Origin of the sequence: Pantoea sp. YR525 (genome assembly GCF_900116775.1) — a bacterium.
Taxonomy (GTDB): domain Bacteria; phylum Pseudomonadota; class Gammaproteobacteria; order Enterobacterales; family Enterobacteriaceae; genus Pantoea; species Pantoea symbiotica.
This window is the reverse complement of record NZ_FPBU01000006.1, coordinates 145,503-165,757: the sequence shown is the minus strand read 5'-3', so window position 1 is coordinate 165,757 and position 20,255 is coordinate 145,503. Positions and strand designations below refer to the sequence as shown.

15 protein-coding genes and 2 pseudogenes are annotated in these 20,255 nt (G+C 47.0%); 9 read left to right on the top strand and 8 right to left on the bottom strand.

Going from position 1 to position 20,255, the window contains the following annotated elements:
- Nucleotides 1-3: 3 nt before the first annotated feature.
- Complete coding sequence (locus BM323_RS13870) at nucleotides 4-1,293, bottom strand: arsenic transporter (protein ID WP_091003915.1); 1,290 nt, start codon at nucleotides 1,291-1,293, stop codon at nucleotides 4-6.
- Nucleotides 1,294-1,337: 44 nt separating this feature from the next.
- Nucleotides 1,338-1,658 (bottom strand): transcriptional regulator, encoded by a 321-nt coding sequence (locus tag BM323_RS13865; RefSeq protein ID WP_091003906.1) that lies wholly within the window; start codon nucleotides 1,656-1,658, stop codon nucleotides 1,338-1,340.
- 85 nt (nucleotides 1,659-1,743) lie between these two features.
- Here BM323_RS13865 and arsH point away from each other — a divergent pair, with 85 nt between their 5' ends.
- The gene (gene arsH / locus BM323_RS13860; protein WP_091003905.1) at nucleotides 1,744-2,442 is read left to right on the top strand and encodes an arsenical resistance protein ArsH; all 699 of its coding nucleotides are present in this window, start codon (nucleotides 1,744-1,746) and stop codon (nucleotides 2,440-2,442) included.
- A gap of 107 nt (nucleotides 2,443-2,549) precedes the next feature.
- Here arsH and BM323_RS24645 read toward each other — a convergent pair.
- Both BM323_RS24645 and BM323_RS13850 read right to left on the bottom strand, forming a co-directional pair.
- Nucleotides 2,550-2,758: pseudogene (locus tag BM323_RS24645) on the bottom strand (DUF6434 domain-containing protein).
- A 609-nt stretch (nucleotides 2,759-3,367) separates the two neighbouring features.
- Nucleotides 3,368-3,889, bottom strand: a complete 522-nt coding sequence (locus BM323_RS13850; RefSeq protein ID WP_091004056.1) for a type 1 glutamine amidotransferase domain-containing protein — start codon at nucleotides 3,887-3,889, stop codon at nucleotides 3,368-3,370.
- A gap of 1,168 nt (nucleotides 3,890-5,057) precedes the next feature.
- Here BM323_RS13850 and BM323_RS13845 point away from each other — a divergent pair.
- The 4 genes and pseudogenes from BM323_RS13845 (at nucleotide 5,058) to BM323_RS13830 (ending at nucleotide 10,661) form a co-directional block, all read left to right on the top strand.
- A complete protein-coding gene (locus BM323_RS13845) occupies nucleotides 5,058-5,228 on the top strand; it encodes a con-10 family general stress protein (protein WP_091003902.1) in 171 nt (56 codons plus the stop codon).
- 425 nt (nucleotides 5,229-5,653) lie between these two features.
- Nucleotides 5,654-5,887 carry a putative cation transport regulator ChaB gene (chaB, locus tag BM323_RS13840; RefSeq protein ID WP_091004052.1) on the top strand — a complete coding sequence of 78 codons (234 nt, stop codon included), beginning with the start codon at nucleotides 5,654-5,656 and terminating at the stop codon, nucleotides 5,885-5,887.
- 2,110 nt (nucleotides 5,888-7,997) lie between these two features.
- The gene (nhaA, locus tag BM323_RS13835) at nucleotides 7,998-9,146 is read left to right on the top strand and encodes a Na+/H+ antiporter NhaA (RefSeq protein WP_091003897.1); all 1,149 of its coding nucleotides are present in this window, start codon (nucleotides 7,998-8,000) and stop codon (nucleotides 9,144-9,146) included.
- Between the two features lie 130 nt (nucleotides 9,147-9,276).
- A pseudogene (locus BM323_RS13830) lies at nucleotides 9,277-10,661 on the top strand (TrkH family potassium uptake protein).
- Nucleotides 10,662-10,741: 80 nt separating this feature from the next.
- On the opposite strand, the gene BM323_RS13825 reads toward BM323_RS13830, so the two are convergent.
- The 3 genes from BM323_RS13825 to BM323_RS13815 all read right to left on the bottom strand — a co-directional run bounded on the left by BM323_RS13825 (nucleotide 10,742) and on the right by BM323_RS13815 (nucleotide 14,952).
- The gene (locus BM323_RS13825) at nucleotides 10,742-12,736 is read right to left on the bottom strand and encodes a BCCT family transporter (protein ID WP_091003896.1); all 1,995 of its coding nucleotides are present in this window, start codon (nucleotides 12,734-12,736) and stop codon (nucleotides 10,742-10,744) included.
- 142 nt (nucleotides 12,737-12,878) lie between these two features.
- Nucleotides 12,879-14,144 carry a DUF2254 domain-containing protein gene (locus tag BM323_RS13820; RefSeq protein ID WP_091003894.1) on the bottom strand — a complete coding sequence of 422 codons (1,266 nt, stop codon included), beginning with the start codon at nucleotides 14,142-14,144 and terminating at the stop codon, nucleotides 12,879-12,881.
- Between the two features lie 409 nt (nucleotides 14,145-14,553).
- Entirely contained in the window at nucleotides 14,554-14,952 is a 399-nt protein-coding gene (locus BM323_RS13815) for an H-NS family histone-like protein (RefSeq protein WP_091003891.1), read from the bottom strand.
- Between the two features lie 864 nt (nucleotides 14,953-15,816).
- Between BM323_RS13815 and proX the strand changes: the two genes are divergently transcribed.
- A complete protein-coding gene (proX, locus tag BM323_RS13810; RefSeq protein ID WP_091003889.1) occupies nucleotides 15,817-16,827 on the top strand; it encodes a glycine betaine/L-proline ABC transporter substrate-binding protein ProX in 1,011 nt (336 codons plus the stop codon).
- 703 nt (nucleotides 16,828-17,530) lie between these two features.
- Here proX and BM323_RS13800 read toward each other — a convergent pair.
- Nucleotides 17,531-17,800, bottom strand: coding sequence for a hypothetical protein (locus tag BM323_RS13800; RefSeq protein ID WP_008101739.1), 270 nt, complete (start codon nucleotides 17,798-17,800; stop codon nucleotides 17,531-17,533).
- A 402-nt stretch (nucleotides 17,801-18,202) separates the two neighbouring features.
- Here BM323_RS13800 and BM323_RS13795 point away from each other — a divergent pair, with 402 nt between their 5' ends.
- The 3 genes from BM323_RS13795 (at nucleotide 18,203) to umuC (ending at nucleotide 20,186) form a co-directional block, all read left to right on the top strand.
- A complete protein-coding gene (locus tag BM323_RS13795) occupies nucleotides 18,203-18,436 on the top strand; it encodes a hypothetical protein (protein ID WP_008101736.1) in 234 nt (77 codons plus the stop codon).
- 65 nt (nucleotides 18,437-18,501) lie between these two features.
- Complete coding sequence (gene umuD / locus BM323_RS13790; protein ID WP_091003887.1) at nucleotides 18,502-18,924, top strand: translesion error-prone DNA polymerase V autoproteolytic subunit; 423 nt, start codon at nucleotides 18,502-18,504, stop codon at nucleotides 18,922-18,924.
- Nucleotides 18,924-20,186, top strand: coding sequence for a translesion error-prone DNA polymerase V subunit UmuC (gene umuC, locus BM323_RS13785; RefSeq protein WP_091003885.1), 1,263 nt, complete (start codon nucleotides 18,924-18,926; stop codon nucleotides 20,184-20,186). The genes umuD and umuC overlap by 1 nt, the downstream gene beginning before the upstream one ends.
- Nucleotides 20,187-20,255: the final 69 nt, after the last annotated feature.

Below are 20,255 nucleotides of genomic sequence, written 5' to 3'. Positions count from 1 at the left end.
TCATTACAAAGTGACAGATAGCCGCCACGCCAGCGCGGCCAGAGTGACAAACAGCACCGGCACAGTCATGACAATGCCGGTACGGAAGTAATATCCCCAGGTGATCGTCATATTTTTCTGGGCAAGCACATGCAGCCACAGCAGGGTTGCCAGACTGCCAATCGGGGTGATTTTCGGGCCTAAATCGCAGCCAATCACATTGGCATAAATCATTGCCTCTTTGACGATGCCAGTCGCCGTACTTCCTTCAATCGACAGCGCACCAATCAGCACCGTTGGCATATTGTTCATCACTGATGAGAGAAATGCCGTCAAGAAGCCGGTGCCGAACGTCGCTGCCCATAACCCCTTGTCTGCCAGCAGATTCAGCACGCCAGACAGGTACTCCGTGAGCCCTGCATTGCGCAGGCCATAGACCACGAGGTACATGCCCAGCGAGAAAATAACGATCTGCCATGGCGCACCGCGCAGGACTTTCCCGGTGTTGATGGAATGACCTCTTTTCGCCACCATAAAAAGCACTGCTGCGCCAGCCGCCGCTATCACACTGACCGGGATCCCCAGCGGCTCCAGAACAAAGAAACCGACAAGCAGCAATAACAGGACAATCCAGCCCGCCCTGAAGGTTCCCGGATCTTTGATCGCACTGGCAGGCTTCTTCAGCAGCGAAACGTCATACGTTGCCGTAATATCCCTGCGGAAGAAGAGATGCAGCATGATCAGCGTGGCCGCAATCGCTGCAGCATCCACGGGAATCATAACGGAGGCATACTGCGTAAAGCCCAGACCGAAGAAGTCCGCCGAGACGATATTCACCAGGTTAGAAACAATGAGAGGTAGGCTGGCTGTATCTGCAATAAATCCTGCTGCCATGACAAAGGCCAGTGTCGTGCCCTGGCTGAACCCCAGTGCGAGCAGCATCGCAATCACAATAGGCGTCAGGATTAGCGCGGCGCCGTCATTGGCAAACACCGCAGCAACAGCGGCACCGAGCAAGACTATCCAGGTAAACAGCAGGCGACCACGTCCGTTACCCCAGTGGGAGACGTGCAGTGCTATCCATTCAAAGAAGCCGGACTCATCGAGCAGCAGGCTGATGGTGATGACCGCAATAAATGCCGCTGTCGCATTCCAGACGATATTCCAGACAACGGGAATATCAGCGATATGGATGACACCGGTCCCAAGAGCCAGCACTGCCCCGATACTCGCGCTCCAGCCAATACTCAGACCTCTGGGTTGCCAGATCACCAGTACCAGCGTCAGTAAATATATACTCCCTGCCAAAAGCATCTCAGACTCCATCATATATGCTTATGTAAATATGTCACCCTGCCTCAACAGGAGGTGCTGGCTGATTTTTCCAGCCATTCACGCACATCCTCCCGCATACACTGCCAGGACGTTGTGATTGTCTCAGCTGCCCACGCCGGTATGTGGGGTGACAGACGATAGTGGATCCATTTGCCTGCACGACGGTCAAGAACCAGCCCAACATCGCGAAGGATAGCCATATGTCGCGAGATTTTGGGCTGCGATTCAGAGGTGGCCGCGCAGATATCGCAGACGCACAGTTCACCGGACTCCCGGAGAAGCATGACGATGGCGAGCCGTGTTTCATCCGACAGGATTTTGAATAACTGAACAGGTTGTAGCATTTATCACTCCGTTCCCTTTAGAATACACATATGCTAAATCATATGTATTGATTTTGAAATCACCAGTTCTCTCCGGAGGAGAAAAATGGAAGAATTTCCTGCCCTGAACACAGAATGCTTTGATCAACACATCGCGAAACGCCTCCACCCGCAGGAACCGCCACGGATTCTGATCCTGTATGGCTCAGTAAGAGAGCGATCCTACAGCCGTTTTGCCGCGGAAGAAGCTGGTCGCCTGCTGACGGAGATGGGCGCGGTGGTAAAACTCTTTAACCCCTCCGGTTTACCCCTGCCGGATGATGCGCCGGACACGCACCCTAAAGTGACCGAGCTACGCGGTCTGGTCAGATGGTGTGACGGGATGGTGTGGAGTTCTCCGGAACGGCACGGGGCTATGAGCGCAGTTATGAAGGCGCAGATTGACTGGATACCCTTAAGTGAAGGCGCGGTTCGTCCTTCACAGGGCAAAACACTTGCGGTAATGCAGGTCTGCGGCTGTTCTCAGTCCTTCAATGCAGTGAACCAGATGCGTATTCTGGGCCGCTGGATGCGGATGTTTACGATCCCCAACCAGTCCTCCGTAGCTAAGGCATGGCAAGAGTTCGACGAAAATGGACGAATGAAACCTTCGTCATGGTATGACCGCATCGTCGATGTAGCCGAGGAGCTGTTTAAAATCACACTGCTGCTTAAGGGACAAACCGGTTATCTTGCGGATCGTTACAGCGAGCGGAAAGAGAGCCATCGGGAGCTTTCATCCCGTGTCAATCAGGACAAAATATAACGTCTGTTCTTCGTGAATCCATACTGCATGAGTTAAACAACGTCCGCTATTGGCTTTCAGCGGACGAGGTAACGATCCGCTATAAGCGAAGACCCTACGTTCCTAGCCTAAAGTGGATGTCTACGCTTCCACTCAGCAATTACATCACCCAGATTTTTTGGTACGTCATTTCGTATCCAGGCCATAAACTCGCGATCAAACCGGAATCTGGACCGCACTCATACATCATGAAACGGTGAACGTTTTGTATGTTTTTGTAGTCTTTATCCACCATTGTCAAACGTGTTAATGAAGAACTATGCCAATCGATTTTCACTTGTTGAATCCTGTTTAAAACAAACGATAGCGGTGTTCAAATTTAACACGCTGGCTTTGAAATGCCCGCTTCAACACTTAGTTAAGGGCAGCGCGATCAATATTAGCTTGATGTAGCAAGCAAGAGGGCGCGCAGCACACCCAGAAGCACTGGTAGACAAAGCTTGCCCGCTTTATCCCGAAGGGGCGTAGGCTTACGGCAAAGAAGCGAACTTCTCTACGGGATATCACTGACATGCCGAGTGCCGATGCCGATAATGCGTTACTGAAAGGATTCAGGGGGTGATGGAGAAATAAACCCATACCAACTATTGTTGGCTTATTTTACTGTTCAGATGAATCCTTGTGTCACGCTTCGAATAAAGACATAACACTCCTATCAACTCGAGAGCACACTCAGCTTTTTGCAAGTCGATATTCGATAAACTAAGAATGAATAAACCTCTAGATGATAATAACTGAACGAATTTATGAGATTAAGATTACTCAGCGGCAGGGGGGCATGGCCACCAAATCCTGCCGGCACATATCTGTATGTGTTAAGCCGAAACGATGATAACTGTGCTGGATGGTGAACGAAATACTTATGTACATAAAGTAAGGTTTATATTCACGTAGCACTCAGAATTCGCAATGCTTCTCGGTTAAACGCAGGCAAATCTTCAGGCGTTCGGCTGGTTACCAGCTTATCGTCATCTACTACAACTTCTTTGTCATAAAAATCTGCCCCCGCATTACGCAAGTCAATGGCGATAGCTTTAACACAGGTCATCTTTCGTCCGCGAACACCATTAGCGCTTATCAATAGCTGAGGTCCATGACAAATCGCAAACACAGGTTTCCCACTTGCGACAAACTCTTTGGTAAAATTAACAAACCTGTCATCGCCACGCAGTGTGTCAGGGGAATGCCCGCCGGGGAGCAGTAATGCATCAAATTCTGCCGGGTAAACATGATCAATATCTTTCTCGATTTTGACTTCCGCTTTACCTTGTTTTCCTTTAACAATCTTTCCCGCCTGCATTTCGATGGTGACGACTTCATGTCCAGCCTTTGTATAGGCTTCTGCAGGCGAGGTAAATTCAGTATCTTCGAATTCATCCGTTATCAGGACTGCTATCTTCTTACCCATTTTGATCTCCTCGCTGTAAAAATTCAATGCACAAGTTTCTGGCACCCCAACAATTCTGGTAGCCATAGCTTGAAATGCAAGCCAGACGGTTGCAGGATAAATGGCCCACTCTCGGGCGAATTCTGTCATGAGTCAGGCCTTGATATGGGCATTACTCCCTCAGAATAATATAAAGTCAGATAATATGGCTTATTCGGTGCCTTTGAACTAGTTTGGGCTGCTCCCGTCACTCTTTCTTAACAACTTAGCCGCTTCTAATGCAAAAATTTTCGTTTGAAGTTCATTTGATGAAGCAGCTACCTTTTCAAGTTCGTACAAAATATTTTCCTTATTTACCGCTATACCTTTGGATGTCAGTTCTGTTACAGCAGAGCCTATGGCCCTATTAATCAATCCTGTTCTGATAGATCTCATTTTTCTGGATGATGAAAGAAGTGATTTTATTAAACATTAAAATAGATATAAACTATGATATTTCAACTATTTTTTCTAACCTATTAATTTTACGACGGAAATTAATAAGCGAACCAGCCTTTATGATGTTATCACTTCAAGATGAATTTTTTAGGGTGGTTATAGTTAACGAGACGGATTAACTCGTCTTGGATATTTATATGTTATGTATGAAAAGATAAGTTGAGTACGGGTCAGAGTGTATACTGTAGAGTAGGGTAGTAGTGCCTTTTTTTAGCAAAAGTTATTTTTTTTCCGGTTAGTTAAAACATAACGGTGGCATTAGCCGATACTTGTCATAACTGCTGTTTAAGAATGGTTATGGATATATAACTGTATGAAAATCAGAATCCTATGGGCTATTATTCATCTGAAGATAAAGGTTTTTATAACATACTCTGCAGGGAGAGTATTAAGCTCTATCTTACAAAAAAAATCCCGCCGAAGCGGGCGTCATATAGATGACAACACCAGGGGAAAACGTACCAGGCTTTAGTTACTTTCCTGCATGAAAGCATTCGCTAGCCTAGTGATAATTATGCGTCCGTTAAATAAGTAAGTTAACAATCTCGCGAGTTGCAATATAATGACCCATTATTAGGAATAATCTTAAATGCTTTAAACGAGGCGCAAATAGAACTTATCAGTTTTTGCATCATTTTACCGGCGCGCTATGCTTCCTAGCAGGTAACTTATATCTCAACAGGAGGTAGTTATGGAGACTTACAGGGGCGGCGCTGGTAATTTTGCTTCAGATCGTGAGCGTGCTGCCGAAGCCGGTCGAAAAGGCGGTAAGGTGAGTGGCGGCAATTTTAGAAACGATCCTGAACGAGCAAGAGAAGCAGGTCGTAAAGGCGGCAAGATAAGCCGACGGAATAAAGTATAAGCAGGCCGCAATGCTAACGCCTTGTTATTCATGCTACCTGCTTAAGGTGGTTTTTATATAACATTTTTACAATGTCAGTCTGTATTTATAAGTATCAGTTCCTGATAAGGCGTCCGGTGACATATTTTTTTGAATATGAATCATACTTTCTAAGCATCCGGCAGCATACATACTGCTTCTTGATACAAAGGGGGTACTCCAAGGCGATTTTTAACTTCATGAAAGTATTGAATAATTTTTTGGAATTTAAAATCTCTTAGACAAATATTTTCAAGTTTAACTCCTTAGTGCTTATTTAGAGTTATTAGCGCACTTTTGAGGGTTAACCATGTGCTTGTTTTAGCGTATGCATTTTTCACTGGCGTATGCCCCTTTAAAAACATTGACACTGTATGATACTGTCGGACTTACTTTCGGAGGTCACTATGCCCTATAATTCACGAAGTTCACTACCTGATAATGTTAAAAATGTTCTCCCTGCGCATGCACAGGACATATACCTAGCAGCATTCAATAATGCCTGGGATGAGTATAAAGATAAAAAAGACAGGAATGATAACAGCTCGCGCGAAGAGGTATCACACAAGGTTGCATGGGCCGCAGTAAAGCATCAATATGAGAAAGGTGAAGACGATAAATGGCATAATAAATCGAATTAAAATTAACACTATTTCAACGTCAAAAACATTAACGGACGGTGTTAGGGAGATAACCTGAAAGCTATCATGTGTTGTTAAGTTGTGAGTTATGAACATTGAGTTGAGATATTTCTATCACTACGAATAGATAAAGGTTCGACACACGGGACTATTTTCAGCAAACTTACAGACAGGCCTGGCATATCAACATCAAGTCAGATTCTGACGCATCGAATTATGAGCTAGCCAAGTTTAATAACTAGTTGATGAACGAGGGCGCAAAGTATTTGCAGAAACAGTGGAAATCAAGCTTTCCCATTTTATAGCGAAAGTTCGCAAGATTACTGGTAAGGATGGAGTTCGCTGAGATGTTACTTTTGTACTCAGAGCTGATTTTGTAATACCGGAAGCGTTGAGGTGAAAGCGAAGTTATTTTTTAATGTTCACTTGATTTTTATCTTTCATGAGAAGACAGAGGACATAGCTCGGTTACTAGGGTTTTGCAAGTAATATTAATTTTATTGAGCGCTGACATTTTTCCCCTATGACAATATTCAAATCGAACTGAGGGTACTCAGTTAAATGCAGTCGTTACTCATGAGTTGATGCATTAGTTCATGATAATAATCCTGAGCCATGGAGAATGTTTTTAGTAATGTAACTCACGAGTACTAGTTGTGATGAAAGTTCTAAATTCTGGCTCAAGGTTAAATAAACTTCACATTTCAATTCTATCTTCCTTCCGTTTTTTTGGTGTTATCCCCACCTTGAGAAATTTTCAAGACATACTACCTGGGTTGCCTAAATAAGATCACAGCAATATGTACTTTATCGCTATAATCTGCACATTTTTGCTGTGCAAATTTTCTGATGAAACCACTTGAAGATGTTCTATTTATTTGATTTGGCACTTTTCTGAAAATGACTAAACATAAGTTTAATCGTATGATTGACTGCTTAACTTTAAATTGTACCCTCACAAAACCGACGATTTGACAAGATGATGATAAATAATAAAATCATTTGTTTTCAGTCCATTATGCACAGAAGCCTACTAATATTTAAATCAAAAAAATATTTTCTCTCAAATTGTTATCAATGTAAAAAAAGTGGCAGCATGTAGTAAAAATGTTGTAATGTGTAATGGATGCCTTGCAGACAATGTAGATCATCTCTCGATGGTAGTTTGTAAAGTATTCCAACAGTCTTTATCGTAAAAGGTTTTTTGATGGTCGATTTTTATTTTTCAATTCAGATGATTACTACGCGTAGTATTCTTATTTATAACAGATAAAATGGCGGAAATAATGCTGTTTAATATTTTGTATTCTTGAATAATTACGGCCTGAATGAGTATAAGTTTTAGTGAGTGCCGAATTTGTCTCAAATTACGAAATTTTCAATTTTTAATGACCTATTTTCGTGCTGGTAGCGAGCACAGAATTCAATTTTTCAAGAGTGTTAGAAAAAAACTCAGGTTATTACTACTTTCTTACCGAGTCCAGGTTACGACTCACACAGCAAACTATATTGGAAACTATCATGTACAATTATAAGGCAATTAAGTACTACGTCAGTGATCATATTAATAATGGATTGTTGTTACATACTGAACGTTGTGAACACCTCCCTCCAGTTGAATCAAGAGCGTTTATCGGGAGTTGTTATACACCTAAACAAGCAATTGCTGTGGCATTGGTGCAGTACGCGAGTGTTACTTATTGCCCGCAGTGCTTAGGTTTGGATCAAGACCAGCAAACACTAGTAAAGCCATTAAAACTGGCACAGGTTCATGTTAGCCGCGAAGCCAGGAAACCTCAGCGAAAGCTTAAAACGAAAGTGCTTAAAGCTGTTCGGCATTCACCTCACCAGCGGCTTTTCCCCTGATGCCGTTGAAAACATATCGATAAACATGAACTCCGGTGTGGCGGCATCAGCGGGAGAAGCAACGTCCCATGGATATTCATTTCTCTGACTGAAAATATGATGATAGCCAGTGGGATATGGACGCGACAAAACGTTTCTTTTTGCTGGCGAGTACCAGAATGGAATTTTCCGCGCCCGGCAGTGATGGAAGGGCTTCGGGAGAGATGGTAAGGTGCGCTTTTTATCATCCGGACTCTGTCTCTTTATGAAGAAACTGCTCCATTCTCCTCTGGCTCCCGGTCTGTTGCTTATTATGCTTTCAGTTACCGCAATCATCATGGAAAACACTGCCGCCGACGGCCTCTACCATCAACTGGTGCATGCCTCACTGGGGGGGTGGCAGGTTGAAAAGGTTGTCAATGACGTGCTGATGAGCGTTTTCTTTCTGCTGGTTGGACTGGAAATAAAGCGTGAACTGCTGTCGGGTAAACTTGCACAGTGGGATCAACGTATCCTACCGGGTGCAGCTGCGCTGGGCGGAATGTTGGTGCCCGCGGCCTGTTTCGTTTTTTTTAATCATGATAATCCTCAGGCGCTGAATGGCTGGGCCATCCCGTCAGCCACAGATATTGCATTTTCTCTGGGTGTTCTTGCCATGATGGGAGATAAAGTGCCTCCTTCACTCAGGGTGTTTCTGGCAGCGCTGGCAATTATTGATGATCTGGGTGCGGTAATCATTATCGCGGCATTTTACACGCACAGCCTCAGCTTGATTATGCTGGGAGGCGCTGCTGCTGTGACACTGTGCCTGATAATCCTGAACAAATCCGGGGTGAAGTCGCTGTCCGCTTATCTGCTAACAGGCATGTTACTGTGGTATTTTGTTTACCATTCCGGCGTTCACGCCACTGTGGCAGGTGTCATTCTTGCGCTTTCTATTCCGCACACCGCACGTACGCATGCGCAATTTTCTCCACTTAGCCGGCTTGAGGTTAAGCTTTCTCCTTGGGTTGCTTTCCTCATCGTTCCTGTTTTTGGCTTTGTAAATGCCGGGGTGAATTTGAAGGGCATTTCTGCTGAACAGCTGCTGTCTCCCATTCCTGTCGGGATCGCACTGGGACTATTTGTGGGTAAACAACTGGGCGTAGCGACAGTCTCATGGTTACTGATCAGGCTCCGAATGGCCCGTATGCCTGAAGGCGCGACAGCCGTCCAGTTTTATGGTGTGGCTATTCTCTGTGGGATAGGTTTTACCATGAGCCTGTTTATTGGTGGTCTGGCTTTCCCGGGCGATGATGTAATGCAAACTGAGCTTAAAGTGGGTGTACTGGCAGGATCAGCATTGTCAGCGCTTGCCGGTCTGATTTTCTTAAAACTGGCGACAGTAAGTCGACATAATGAGCAGGTAGCATAATTTCATGGGACTTATAACTTGCCAGTGATGTGCCTGCCGACATGCGTTTCGGGAGACCCCCGTGCATAACCTTTTTTTAAAGGCCCCCTCCAGGCTCAGGGTTATTTTCCACCCATGCGGCTTTCTGGTGATGCTTTACAGCCTCACGATGTTGCTACCGGCACTCATGGCACTTTTTAACCGCGATCGCAGTTATCTTGATTTCCTGTCAACGTTTGCACTATTTTTCAGCGGGGAACTGGCCTGTGGGCCATCACCCGCTCCCCAGGGCTGCAGTTGCGCACTCAGGATGGCTTTATCATTATTGTGCTTTTCTGGCTGCTGTTTTCGATAATCAGTGCTATGCCTTTCTGGCTGAATGACTCACTGGGCTTCAGTTTTGCCGATGCGATGTTTGAAGGCGTTTCAGGTATTACGACGACGGGTGCCACTGTCGTTGAGAGTGTCAGCGAACTTCCCGCACAACTGAATTTCATCGGCGGTCTGGGTGTCATTGTTCTGGCTGTCGCGGTACTTCCCTTACTAGGCATTGGTGGAATGAAACTCTATCAGTCCGAAATGCCGGGGCCGTTCAGGGAAGAACGCCTCACCCCCCGCCTTGCCGACACAGCTAAAAGCCTGTGGCTTGTCTACACGGCCCTGGGCGTAAGCTGTTCTCTGGCCTACTGGATGGCCGGACTACCGATTTTTGATGCGATATGTCATGGATTATCAACGGTTTCACTGGGAGGGTTTTCCACGCACAGCGAAAGTCTGGGGTTCTATCAGAATCATGCGGCTGAACTTGTTGGTGGGGCGTTTTCACTGCTGTCCGGGCTCAATTTCACGCTCTGGTATATGGCGCTGATAAAGCGCACGCTAAAGCCGTTCAAAAATAACGCGGAACTTCGCTTTTTTCTGGCGGTTGTCACGGTCGCAGTGCTGATCACGGCCTGGCAAATCTGGCATGCTGGCATGTATGATGTAACGGATAGCTTTATTCATGCCTTCTTTCTCACCAGCTCCATGATCACGGATAATAGCCTCGCAACGGCCGGCTATGCCAGTTGGCCCTCACACACCATCATCTTTTTGTTGATCGCCAGCTTTTTTGGGGGCTGTGTGGGTTCCACTTGCGGAGGCATTAAAGCACTTCGCTTTCTGGTGCTGTTCCGACAGAGCCGCCACGAAGTACACCAGCTGGCACATCCACGCGCCATCCTGAGTGTTCGTGTGGGCAACAGCGTAGTCAGTGACAGAGTGCTTCGGTCAGTCTGGAGTTTTTTCTTTCTGTACGTTTCAATGACGGTCTTACTGGTTTGGCTGCTCAATATGATGGGTTATGATCTGCTGACCTCGTTTGCCACTGTCGCAGCCTGCATCAACAATATGGGGCTTGGCTTCGGTGAAACGGCATCAACGTTTGGCACGCTGAATGACACTGCCAAATATCTGATGTGTGCGGCAATGCTGATGGGGCGGCTGGAAATCTATCCGCTGCTAATCTTGTGCTCACGCTTTTTCTGGCGGTCCTGAGATGTCTCGTCAGGTTTCTGATATGAATATTTGCTAAAAAAAGAGGCGCATTCAGCGCCTCTTTTGAGTTATATGCGCTTTTAGCGTACTACGTGCAGGAAATGCAGATGCTTCTCATACTGATCGAGAATGTCATGAATAATTTGTTCCTGTGTCCATCCCATGACGTCATAGTCTTGTCCACCCTCTTTGAGATAGACTTCGGCGCGGAAGTACCTGTGCTCCTCATCCCGATCCGTGTCGGACATGCCGGCCAGCGCGAAAGCCGGCTGCATGTACGAGCGTAGCCTGACCTGATACACAAAGTTCAGTTCGTTGCCGAGGTCAACTTCAAAGTGCAGGCCATCATCAGTATCGGTAAGGGTATGCGAAACGGTATTCTGTTTCGCCAGCTCCTGTTCAACCATTTCCATTGCGGGCTGGATCACCTCGGTCATAAAACGCTTTACCTGTGAACGCTTAGGAAAGTAGGCAATATTGCGCAGTCGGCGTTGCCAGGAAATAGGGTTACGTGCTGCCGTGGGCGCAATGGTCGCGATTTGCTTGCTGTCACGCTTCCACGCATCAACCCGCAGCGCCTTCATGAGGCCATAAATTGACATCAGCAGAATAACGGCAAAGGGCAGGGCGCTGGCGATAGTCACCGTCTGCAGCGCCTTCATACCCCCGGCAAGCAACAGCGTTACAGCAACAACACCCATGAGCCCGGCCCAGAATATACGCTGCCATACCGGAGTCTTATCCGTTCCTCCGGAGGCAAGCGTATCCACTACCATCGCGCCTGAATCAGCAGACGTGACGAAAAACACCACAACCATGGCCATGGCGATAAACGACAGGACCGAACTGAACGGGAAGTGCTCGAGAAAATTGAACAGCGCCAGCGTCTGATCTGACTGTACCGTCTCGGCCAGATCCCTTGCTCCTTTCTGCATGATAAGCCAGATGGCGCTGTTGCCAAAAAAGGTCATCCACAGCAGGGTAAAGCCCGCCGGCACAAACAGCACGCCGGTCACAAATTCGCGGATTGTACGGCCCCGGGAGACTCGGGCGATAAACATCCCGACGAACGGCGACCAGGCCAGCCACCAGCCCCAGTAAAACAGTGTCCATCCTCCCAGCCATTTGCTGGACTTCGGCTCGTAGGCATACAGGTTGAATGTCTTCGTCACCAGTTCAGAAAGATATCCACCAGTATTTTCAACAAATGATTTCAATAACAGTACTGTCGGCCCCAGCGCGCCGACCAGGATAAGCAGTAGCACCGCAAGGCTGAGGTTAATCTCGGAGAGGATGCGAATACCTTTATCCAGACCGGAGACCACTGAAAGCGTAGCCAGTGCCGTGATGACAACGATCAGAATAACCTGCATGGTTTCATTTACCGGCACGCCAAATAAGTGATTGAGTCCCGCATTTACCTGCAACACGCCGTATCCCAGTGACGTCGCAACGCCGAGTACGGTTCCGATCACAGCGAAGATATCGACGGCATGTCCCATCCATCCATAAATTCTGTCGCCGATAAGAGGGTAGAGGGCCGAACGCAGAGTAAGTGGCAAGCCATGACGGTAACTGAAAAAAGCCAGTATCAGCGCCACGATGGCGTAAATGGCCCAGGCATGAAGCCCCCAGTGAAAAAAAGTGATGCGAAGCGCTTCTTTGGCCGCCTGTACGGTTTCAGGCGAGCCGGAAGGCGGCGCCATATAGTGCATAACGGGCTCAGCCACGCCGAAAAACATCAGGCCGATACCCATTCCGGCTGAGAAGAGCATGGCAAACCAGGAGTGATAGCTGAAATCGGGTTCGGCGTGATCGGGGCCGAGTTTTATGTCACCGTAGCGAGACAGGCCCAGATAGGCTACTGTCAGAAGAATAAGCGCAACGGCTAAAATGTAAAACCAGCTGGCGTTGGCAAAGAGGGCGTTTTGCAACGCACCGAGTTGCACGTCCGCCTGCTCGGGAAAAAGTGCGGCAAATGCAACCAGCACAACTATAAGCGCGGCAGATGTAAAGAACACCGGTGGATTAATGTGGATTCGTTTAGCGATTTCGCCAGGTTCAGAAGAAGTCATAACGTTCCTGTACAGATTGAATGAATTCCAAATGTAACAATCAGTATGGAACAGTAAAACCCATGTGCCAGCAAATGCGCAATTATTCAGCAGCGGGTTGCCGTAAATCGGAAGTTATGAGGTAAATTCATCTTCAAGCCTTTTACTCAGGCCTGTTACTCAAGCCAGTAGCTGTAAATTCGCCTGCAAGAACTTCCAGAATGTGAAAATCCCCCTTATAAGTGAGTGCCTGCCTTGCGCGCTCAAGCGCTTGTTCTGAATGACGCCTGGCTTCACTTTCATATCTTTCGGGTCGAAAGCGCGCTAGCGCAATCAGGGCCTTCTGTAACCGGATGTGCACCTCGACCAGAGCCGCACCATCACGCGCGATGGGCGTAAAAATATCATCAAACATATCATTGAGTTCGGCTGGTCGGATGAAAAGCCGGTAGTAAGGCGTATCTACAACATCTGCACCGTCAGGCTGGCTGAAGAGCCTGACGGCTCTGCCAATGATGTCGATTGCCGTTCCAGGATCGTTTACAGCTGGGGAAAGTGCGCGTGAGGCTATTTCGGACAAAACGCTCAGCCCAAACCGTGGGTCCTGGTCAAATGATCGCTGAGCTCCAATCGTAAATGCCTCCCTCAACTCGCCGGACTGCTCCGGAGATAAGGCTTTCTGGCTCCACAACAAGGGGCAGGTTAAGTGAATAAATACACCGGGTCGAGTGTTGAGATAGAGCCAGACGCTGTGCTTTTCAGCAAAATCAGAAAGTCGCCTGAGATCCACGTGCTGTAAATAGCCGACGCTGCAGGGCATCAGCGGGAAATCTGTGGTGGGCTCAACATCCCCATGCCAGGGAGAGCATCCCATGCAGGGATCCCTGAGACGTTCAGCGAGCGGCAGCGCAGTGGCCTCTTCAACGCGCTGGGATGTTTCAGCCATGCGTCCGAACTGCGAAAGATGCTGGATCCAGCGAAGCAGCGTAATGACGATCATCACGATGACCATCAGCGTGACAAAGAAAAGTACGACGCGCCCCTGCCTGCCGTAAGCCCCCATACCCAGCGCCACAATGCCTACAAGGCTGTACAGAAACGAGCCAATAAAAGTGGCGAGCACGTTCTGTGTCGTTCTGTCCTCCAGCAGCAGTCGAGTAGCGCGTGGCGTTACGCTGCTACTGGCTGTGTTATAGGCAGACACCATGATGTTGAGTGAGAAAGTGGTAACCGCCAACATGCTGGATGCAAGAATACCAAGAATTTTATCAACCGCATCGGTGCCGATAATGCCGGATACCGTTGGTGGGATAAACGATTTTATCGCAATGGCTACAAGAGCGGTTATAACGGCCAGCACCGCAAAGAGGGAGCTTCTGAACCACAACTGCCGGGTTAGCTGACTAAGTATCCATTGAGTTTTCGACATCCCTGTATCCTGAATGTTGAGGTCATAAAAAATCCAAGAAGACAGTGGGCTATCTTCTATACGGGTTTCGGCATCGTGCCGGAGTGCGCAGTATTAAATCTAAGCCACAGCGCACTTAGCGCAATCTTTTCACGGCGACCTGTGAATTAGTTTAGCCCGGCAAAACTCCTGCTGACGCCTTCATGCGCTCAAGTACCTGAAGGATATCTTATTTGTTGACTGAGATCCCCTTTTTAGTCAGCGCACTGACGGCAGTTCCGATAACCGATACAATCAGTAAAGTTCAGCCATGTTTCCTATGTTTTGTGGCGTGATGAGAGATTAATTATTCAGTCATCCGTTAAGTTAAAAATTTTATCTCTGAAGTGGCTATAATGCCCACTTCAGAGATTCGACTGTAATGCAGAGGTCAGATAAGGAAGTCATCCAGAGACTTACCACCATCAATAGCCACCTTAATAACAGCAGGTGTTCTGCCCTGCCCAGTCCATAACTTCTCCTGACCGTTTTCACTATACTTATATTTAGCAGGGCGGGGGGCACGTTTAGTGACAATCTTACCAGCAGAGGCAAAAGATCCCAGCAGTTCATTTGGATCGATACCGTCCTGAAGCATCAGCTCACGATATTTAGCCAGCTTTTCTTCTTTCTCACGGACGGCAGCTTCTGAAGCCTGGATTTCTTCAAGTCGTTCAGAAACGACGACCTTAAATTTTTCCAGCATTTCTTCCAAATCTGCAAGCTGGAATTCGCGAGCCTGGGCGCGCAGAGAACGAATATTATTTAATGACTTAAGTGCATCACTCATGTACTTCTCCTGGAAGTGGCGTTGCAGAGAAATTGAAAAAGTTATAATCGTTACGGTTAAAAATCAGTGATATTATAATATACACTGAGATAAGCACATCATACCCCTTTTCAACAACGACTTTCAGAATGTGTAATATTTTTATATTACTTCTGATTTTTTTAAAAAAATCAGAAGTAAAGTGCAAAGGTGCTGATCGAAATCTGCGTGAATATTCCTTTATGCGGCTAAATTCCCTGCACTTTCCCTGTGTTCCAAATGCAACCTTGTCCTTAAACTTAACCAGCGATAAAGCGGCAAAATAACAGTTATTCCTCATGAGTGTCTTGTCAACATTCACGACAGTGTCTTTTTAACGAGTTCTGAATTGAACTCAGAATTCGCACTATAACGTTGATATGAAAGAATCCATGCGCAAGAAGTGTTTGACGAGCAATCCTGATTCCTTCTCCAGGCTGCCTGAGGGCTTACATTAATTATGTCACAGCAACAAAGAACGGCTGAAGTGAGAATTCAAAGGACGTGTAAATTATCCCCCGGTGCATCCACGCTCCGATAATTCTCCAGCTAATCATAGATTCAGGGTTGCACGAAGATTATGATGTGGTAGGGTATGAAATCATTTAATTGTTATGGAGTAATTGTTGCTGGTCACAAAAAGGATATCAAGCCAGCTTCTTAAATGAAATATGACTAATGTTAACCTGAACTCAGTTTTCCTCGCTAATTATTATCATCTACTCCGCTACTCGCATCACCACCTAAGCAAATAGCAAATTTGCAATATTCCAGTCCCTTTCTTTTTTCCGTCTTCACCTATTGGTGAGGAAAGAATTTGCGTGCACGACAACCAGGAAATATTCAATGATTTTGACTAAAAAACTACTCGTGTTATCACTTGCAGTGACTGCAGTTTCTCACGTTGCTGTGGCTGAAACACTACCAGGCAGTGGCATTAGTGTTTTTCCGGTACAAAGTACACTTCCAGAAGAGTCATTTCAGACTGAGCTGATAAACAAAGCTCTCGAAAAGCTCGGTTACAACGTAAAGGCAACCGAGGAAGTCGATTACAATGTAGCATATACCGCTATTGCTTCCGGTGACGCAACCTTCATGGCCGTCAACTGGGAACCACTGCAACACGATATGTATAATGCCGCCGGTGGAGACAGTAAATTTTACCGTGCGGGCACCTATATCAGTGGTGCAGCTCAAGGTTACCTGATTGATAAAAAAACAGCAGATAAATATCAGATCACCGATATTTCACAATTGTCAGACCCTAAAATTGCGAAACTCTTCGATGCCAATGATGATGGTAAAGCTGACCTTGCAGGATGCAATCCTGGCTGGGTATGTGGACAAGTTATCAATGCTCAGTTAAAAGCATATGGACTTAGTAAAACTGTTCAACAAAACCAGGGAAATTACTCCGCTATAATAGCGGACACTATGACGCGCTATAAATCCGGCAAGCCTGTGCTTTATTTCACCTGGACACCTTACTGGGTCAGTGATGAATTAAAACCCGGCAGGGATGTGATCTGGCTTACTGTTCCATTTTCGGCAACTCCCGGATCGCAAAAAAATGAGGATACTGCACTACCTAACGGCAAAAATTATGGATTCAAGGCCAACAATGAGCATGTTGTCGCTAACAGGGAATGGGCAGAGAAAAATCCTGCAGCAGCAAAACTTTTTTCTATCGTTAAGCTTCCACTTGCCGATGTCAACGCACAAAACCAGCGCATGCACACAGGCGAATCTTCATCAGCTGATATTGAGCGACATGTGAATGGCTGGATCCATGCGCATCAGTCTCTCTTTGACGGCTGGATTAAAGAAGCCACTGCAGCCGCAAATCCACGGCACTGATTTCCAACTCGTTCGTCATATGTGAAAATCATACACTTATGGCACTCACGTGTACCAGAATTGAGTGCACTTAGCCCATAGCCAAATCTGCTCTGCAGTTTGAGTGCAGAAGGAATCTATGGGCATACTACCTTCTACCCAGAGTTTGTAGAAGAAGCAGCCTGCCAGAACACCCTACGATGCTATTCTTTCTCCAACGTTTCTGAACGCTGATCACGACTCAAAAACCGGCCCCATTCAGGAACAGAATTCTGGCATGATAATCCCTCCCCCGAGTTGAGATTGTGCCAATTTAAAAGTCCCGATGAGCAGTTAGTATTTTGGGTGAAGCTTTCTGGCTGGGTTCCTTCCGTGCCGGCGGTCTATCGAAAGCACGATATCTCCGACGTCATGTCCTACACCTGGCGCGAAAAGTATGGAGGAATTTCCCTCCAGAAGAACTAAAAGACATGCGGCAGGCCTATCGAGGAGACTTCACAATAGGAGGATGCTGACTGTGCATGTAGTACGCAGCGTTATGGGGCAGGCGGTTATAAACATGCTTGACGAAGGTATACCGATTACGAACGATTCACTGGTCGGTTATATGGGCGCAATGTTTGAGGATGAGCCAGGAGTTGCGTGGCAGAGCTGGCAATGCATCTTTTTGTTGTCAGCAAGCACTGAGCCAAAAGAAAACCCGGCACGGCGGCCGGGTCAGTAATTACGCAACGTTTTGTAGCTTCAGTCCATGCTCGTATCCCATTAGGTATGCAGTGAATGCATCCTTGTGGCGAACATAACTTGCCTGACTTTCTGCTAGGTCGGCGAGCACACCGTCATCACTAGCTTTTGGAACGCCAATCATTGCGTGCCACTTACCTAAATCATACGCACAACCAGCGCATTTATGGCGCCCAGTTTGACCTTGGTTCTCCGGAAGAACCTCGAACATCTGATTGCGGCGATGGCCTTGTTTACAAATAATTTTCATAAAGCACCTTGAAAAATAAGGTGCCGAACGCTTTACACGGGATCTCGCTTGAGATAATCTCAAAAATGAGATCTCAAGAAAACATTCAAGCACTGACTGTTTTTATCGGCCCCATGTTGTTGACGCAACTTGGGGCTTTCCCTTATGTGGCGGACACTTACTGACCACATCTTCGGATAATATCCAGGCAGCACAAAAACCTCAATAAAAAGATCAGCTTAACTGCTGTATTTTTTCACATCTGTGTATTCAGCCAGTTTTTGCCCCTCATAAAGTCCACTGCAATATAAATTTCTTTGCCCGCCAATCCCTTCGCAAAAACCTCATGCAATTGACTTGATCGAACCTGGTGATCGATATTACTGTATTTATATACAGTATCTATCAGGGAGGGTTATAACCATGCCCCGCGACTACGAAATCAAAGACGCCTTTAGGTTCGCAATCAAACGCGATGCCGCTGGCCGATACACCGTCAGTACACTCGATTTTGTCACTGAGCTTAAGCGGCTCAACTGGCATTACACGCCACGCGAAGCCAACAACTGGATAGAAGCGCATAAGTCAGTTTTCCGGGATATTTCCACAGCGGAAGGTGATGAGCGCGTGTTTCAGGTGTTCAATCCAAACGGTTGAGAATAAATAAAATATTAAATTTTCTTTTAATTTTGTTCTGAAATTCATCAATTGAGACTACAGCCATGAAGTTCTACAAACCTGCAAAAATCCGCGCCATATTAGCGCTGCCATTATTTATTGAGCGCGTCCCATGTGGGTTTCCTTCTCCTGCACAGGATTATGTTGAACAGCGAATCGATCTTAACAGTCTGCTTGTCAGCCATCCCAGCTCAACTTATTTCATCAGGGTAAGCGGTGACTCCATGATTGACGGTGGCATCAGTGATGGCGATATGCTGGTTGTGGACAGCTCAGTGAAAGCTGATCATGGCGACATTATTGTGGCGGCCATCGAGGGAGAGTTCACGGTGAAACAGCTCATGACTAAACCTTGCCTGCACCTGAAGCCCATGAATCCAGCGCACGCTATCATTCCGGTCAACGATCCTGACCAGTTTGAAATTTTTGGAGTGGTCAAATACTCGATTAAATCGATGGCCCAGTAATGTTCGCGCTGGTGGACGTTAATAATTTTTATTGCGCCTGCGAGAAGGTTTTCCGACCTGACCTGTGGGGAAAGCCAGTGCTGGTTTTAAGTAATAATGACGGCTGTGTCATTGCCCGCAGCGCGGAAGTCAAAGCGCTGAATATCCCCATGGGCGCACCTTACTTTAAGCTTAAAGATGAAATACGCAGACACAAGATTCACGTGTTTAGCTCCAACTACGCGCTGTATGCAGATTTTAGCAATCGCGTAATGACAACATTGGAAGCTATGGCGCCATCCGTCGAGGTGTACTCAATCGATGAGGCCTTCCTGGACCTGACAGGTCTGAGAAATTGCCGGGTTCTTGAAGATTATGGGCGAGAAGTTCGTGAACGCGTCAGACGCAACACGCATCTGACAGTGGGCGTCGGTATCGCGCAAACTAAAACGTTAGCAAAATTAGCAAATTACGCTGCCAAAAAGTGGACGCAGACCGGCGGCGTTGTTGACCTGTCAAACATTGAGCGCCAGCGGAAGCTGATGGCGCTGGTTCCGGTCGAAGAAGTATGGGGTGTTGGCCGGCGCATCAGTAAGAAGCTAAATGCTATGGGCATCATCACCGCGAAAGACCTGTCGGAGCAAAGCACATATATCATCCGTAAGCACTTCAACGTTGTGCTGGAGCGAACGGTGCGCGAGCTGCGGGGCGAGCCTTGCCTTGCGCTGGAAGAATTTGCGCCTACCAAGCAGCAAATCGTCTGCTCACGATCCTTCGGCTCGCGCATAACCGAGTATATGGATATGCGTCAGGCGGTTTGCTCGTATTCAGAACGCGCGGCGGAGAAGCTGAGAAGGGAGCGCCAGTACTGTAGTCAGGTAGCGGTGTTTGTCCGGACCAGCCCACACGCTGAAGGTGAAGTGTTTTATGGAAACCAGGCGATGGGTAAGCTGCTAACGCCCTCCAACGACACGCGCGATATCATCAGAGTTGCTATGCAGGGTCTCGACCATATCTGGCGTGACGGGTGCCGCTATATGAAAGCAGGCGTGATGCTGGGCGATTTTTACAGCCAGGGCGTTTCTCAACTCAATCTCTTTGATGAATTTAAGCCTCAGGCCAACAGTGAGGCGCTGATGCGTGTTGTTGATGGCCTAAACCAGAGCGGGAAGGGGAAATTATGGTTTGCAGGTCAGGGGATCCAGAAATCCTGGGAGATGAAGCGTGAGATGCTGTCACCGGCATACACGACGCGGTATGAGGATCTGCCCATGGCGAAGTGAAGTTTACTACTGCCCGCTGCAGTAGTCTGAAACGATAACCGAAACCCGGAACCACGTAGTAATGTCTTT

Excerpts from the sequence above, each read along its gene's own strand:
- chaB (WP_091004052.1), top strand. The coding sequence starts at position 5,654 with ATGCCCTATAATTCACGAAGTTCACTACCTGATAATGTTAAAAATGTT.
- BM323_RS13870 (WP_091003915.1), bottom strand. The coding sequence starts at position 1,293 with ATGCTTTTGGCAGGGAGTATATATTTACTGACGCTGGTACTGGTGATC.
- umuC (WP_091003885.1), top strand. The coding sequence starts at position 18,924 with ATGTTCGCGCTGGTGGACGTTAATAATTTTTATTGCGCCTGCGAGAAG.
- BM323_RS13795 (WP_008101736.1), top strand. The coding sequence starts at position 18,203 with ATGCCCCGCGACTACGAAATCAAAGACGCCTTTAGGTTCGCAATCAAA.
- arsH (WP_091003905.1), top strand. The coding sequence starts at position 1,744 with ATGGAAGAATTTCCTGCCCTGAACACAGAATGCTTTGATCAACACATC.
- nhaA (WP_091003897.1), top strand. The coding sequence starts at position 7,998 with ATGAAGAAACTGCTCCATTCTCCTCTGGCTCCCGGTCTGTTGCTTATT.
- BM323_RS13825 (WP_091003896.1), bottom strand. The coding sequence starts at position 12,736 with ATGACTTCTTCTGAACCTGGCGAAATCGCTAAACGAATCCACATTAAT.
- proX (WP_091003889.1), top strand. The coding sequence starts at position 15,817 with ATGATTTTGACTAAAAAACTACTCGTGTTATCACTTGCAGTGACTGCA.
- BM323_RS13845 (WP_091003902.1), top strand. The coding sequence starts at position 5,058 with ATGGAGACTTACAGGGGCGGCGCTGGTAATTTTGCTTCAGATCGTGAG.
- BM323_RS13815 (WP_091003891.1), bottom strand. The coding sequence starts at position 14,952 with ATGAGTGATGCACTTAAGTCATTAAATAATATTCGTTCTCTGCGCGCC.
- BM323_RS13800 (WP_008101739.1), bottom strand. The coding sequence starts at position 17,800 with ATGAAAATTATTTGTAAACAAGGCCATCGCCGCAATCAGATGTTCGAG.
- BM323_RS13865 (WP_091003906.1), bottom strand. The coding sequence starts at position 1,658 with ATGCTACAACCTGTTCAGTTATTCAAAATCCTGTCGGATGAAACACGG.
- BM323_RS13850 (WP_091004056.1), bottom strand. The coding sequence starts at position 3,889 with ATGGGTAAGAAGATAGCAGTCCTGATAACGGATGAATTCGAAGATACT.
- umuD (WP_091003887.1), top strand. The coding sequence starts at position 18,502 with ATGAAGTTCTACAAACCTGCAAAAATCCGCGCCATATTAGCGCTGCCA.
- BM323_RS13820 (WP_091003894.1), bottom strand. The coding sequence starts at position 14,144 with ATGTCGAAAACTCAATGGATACTTAGTCAGCTAACCCGGCAGTTGTGG.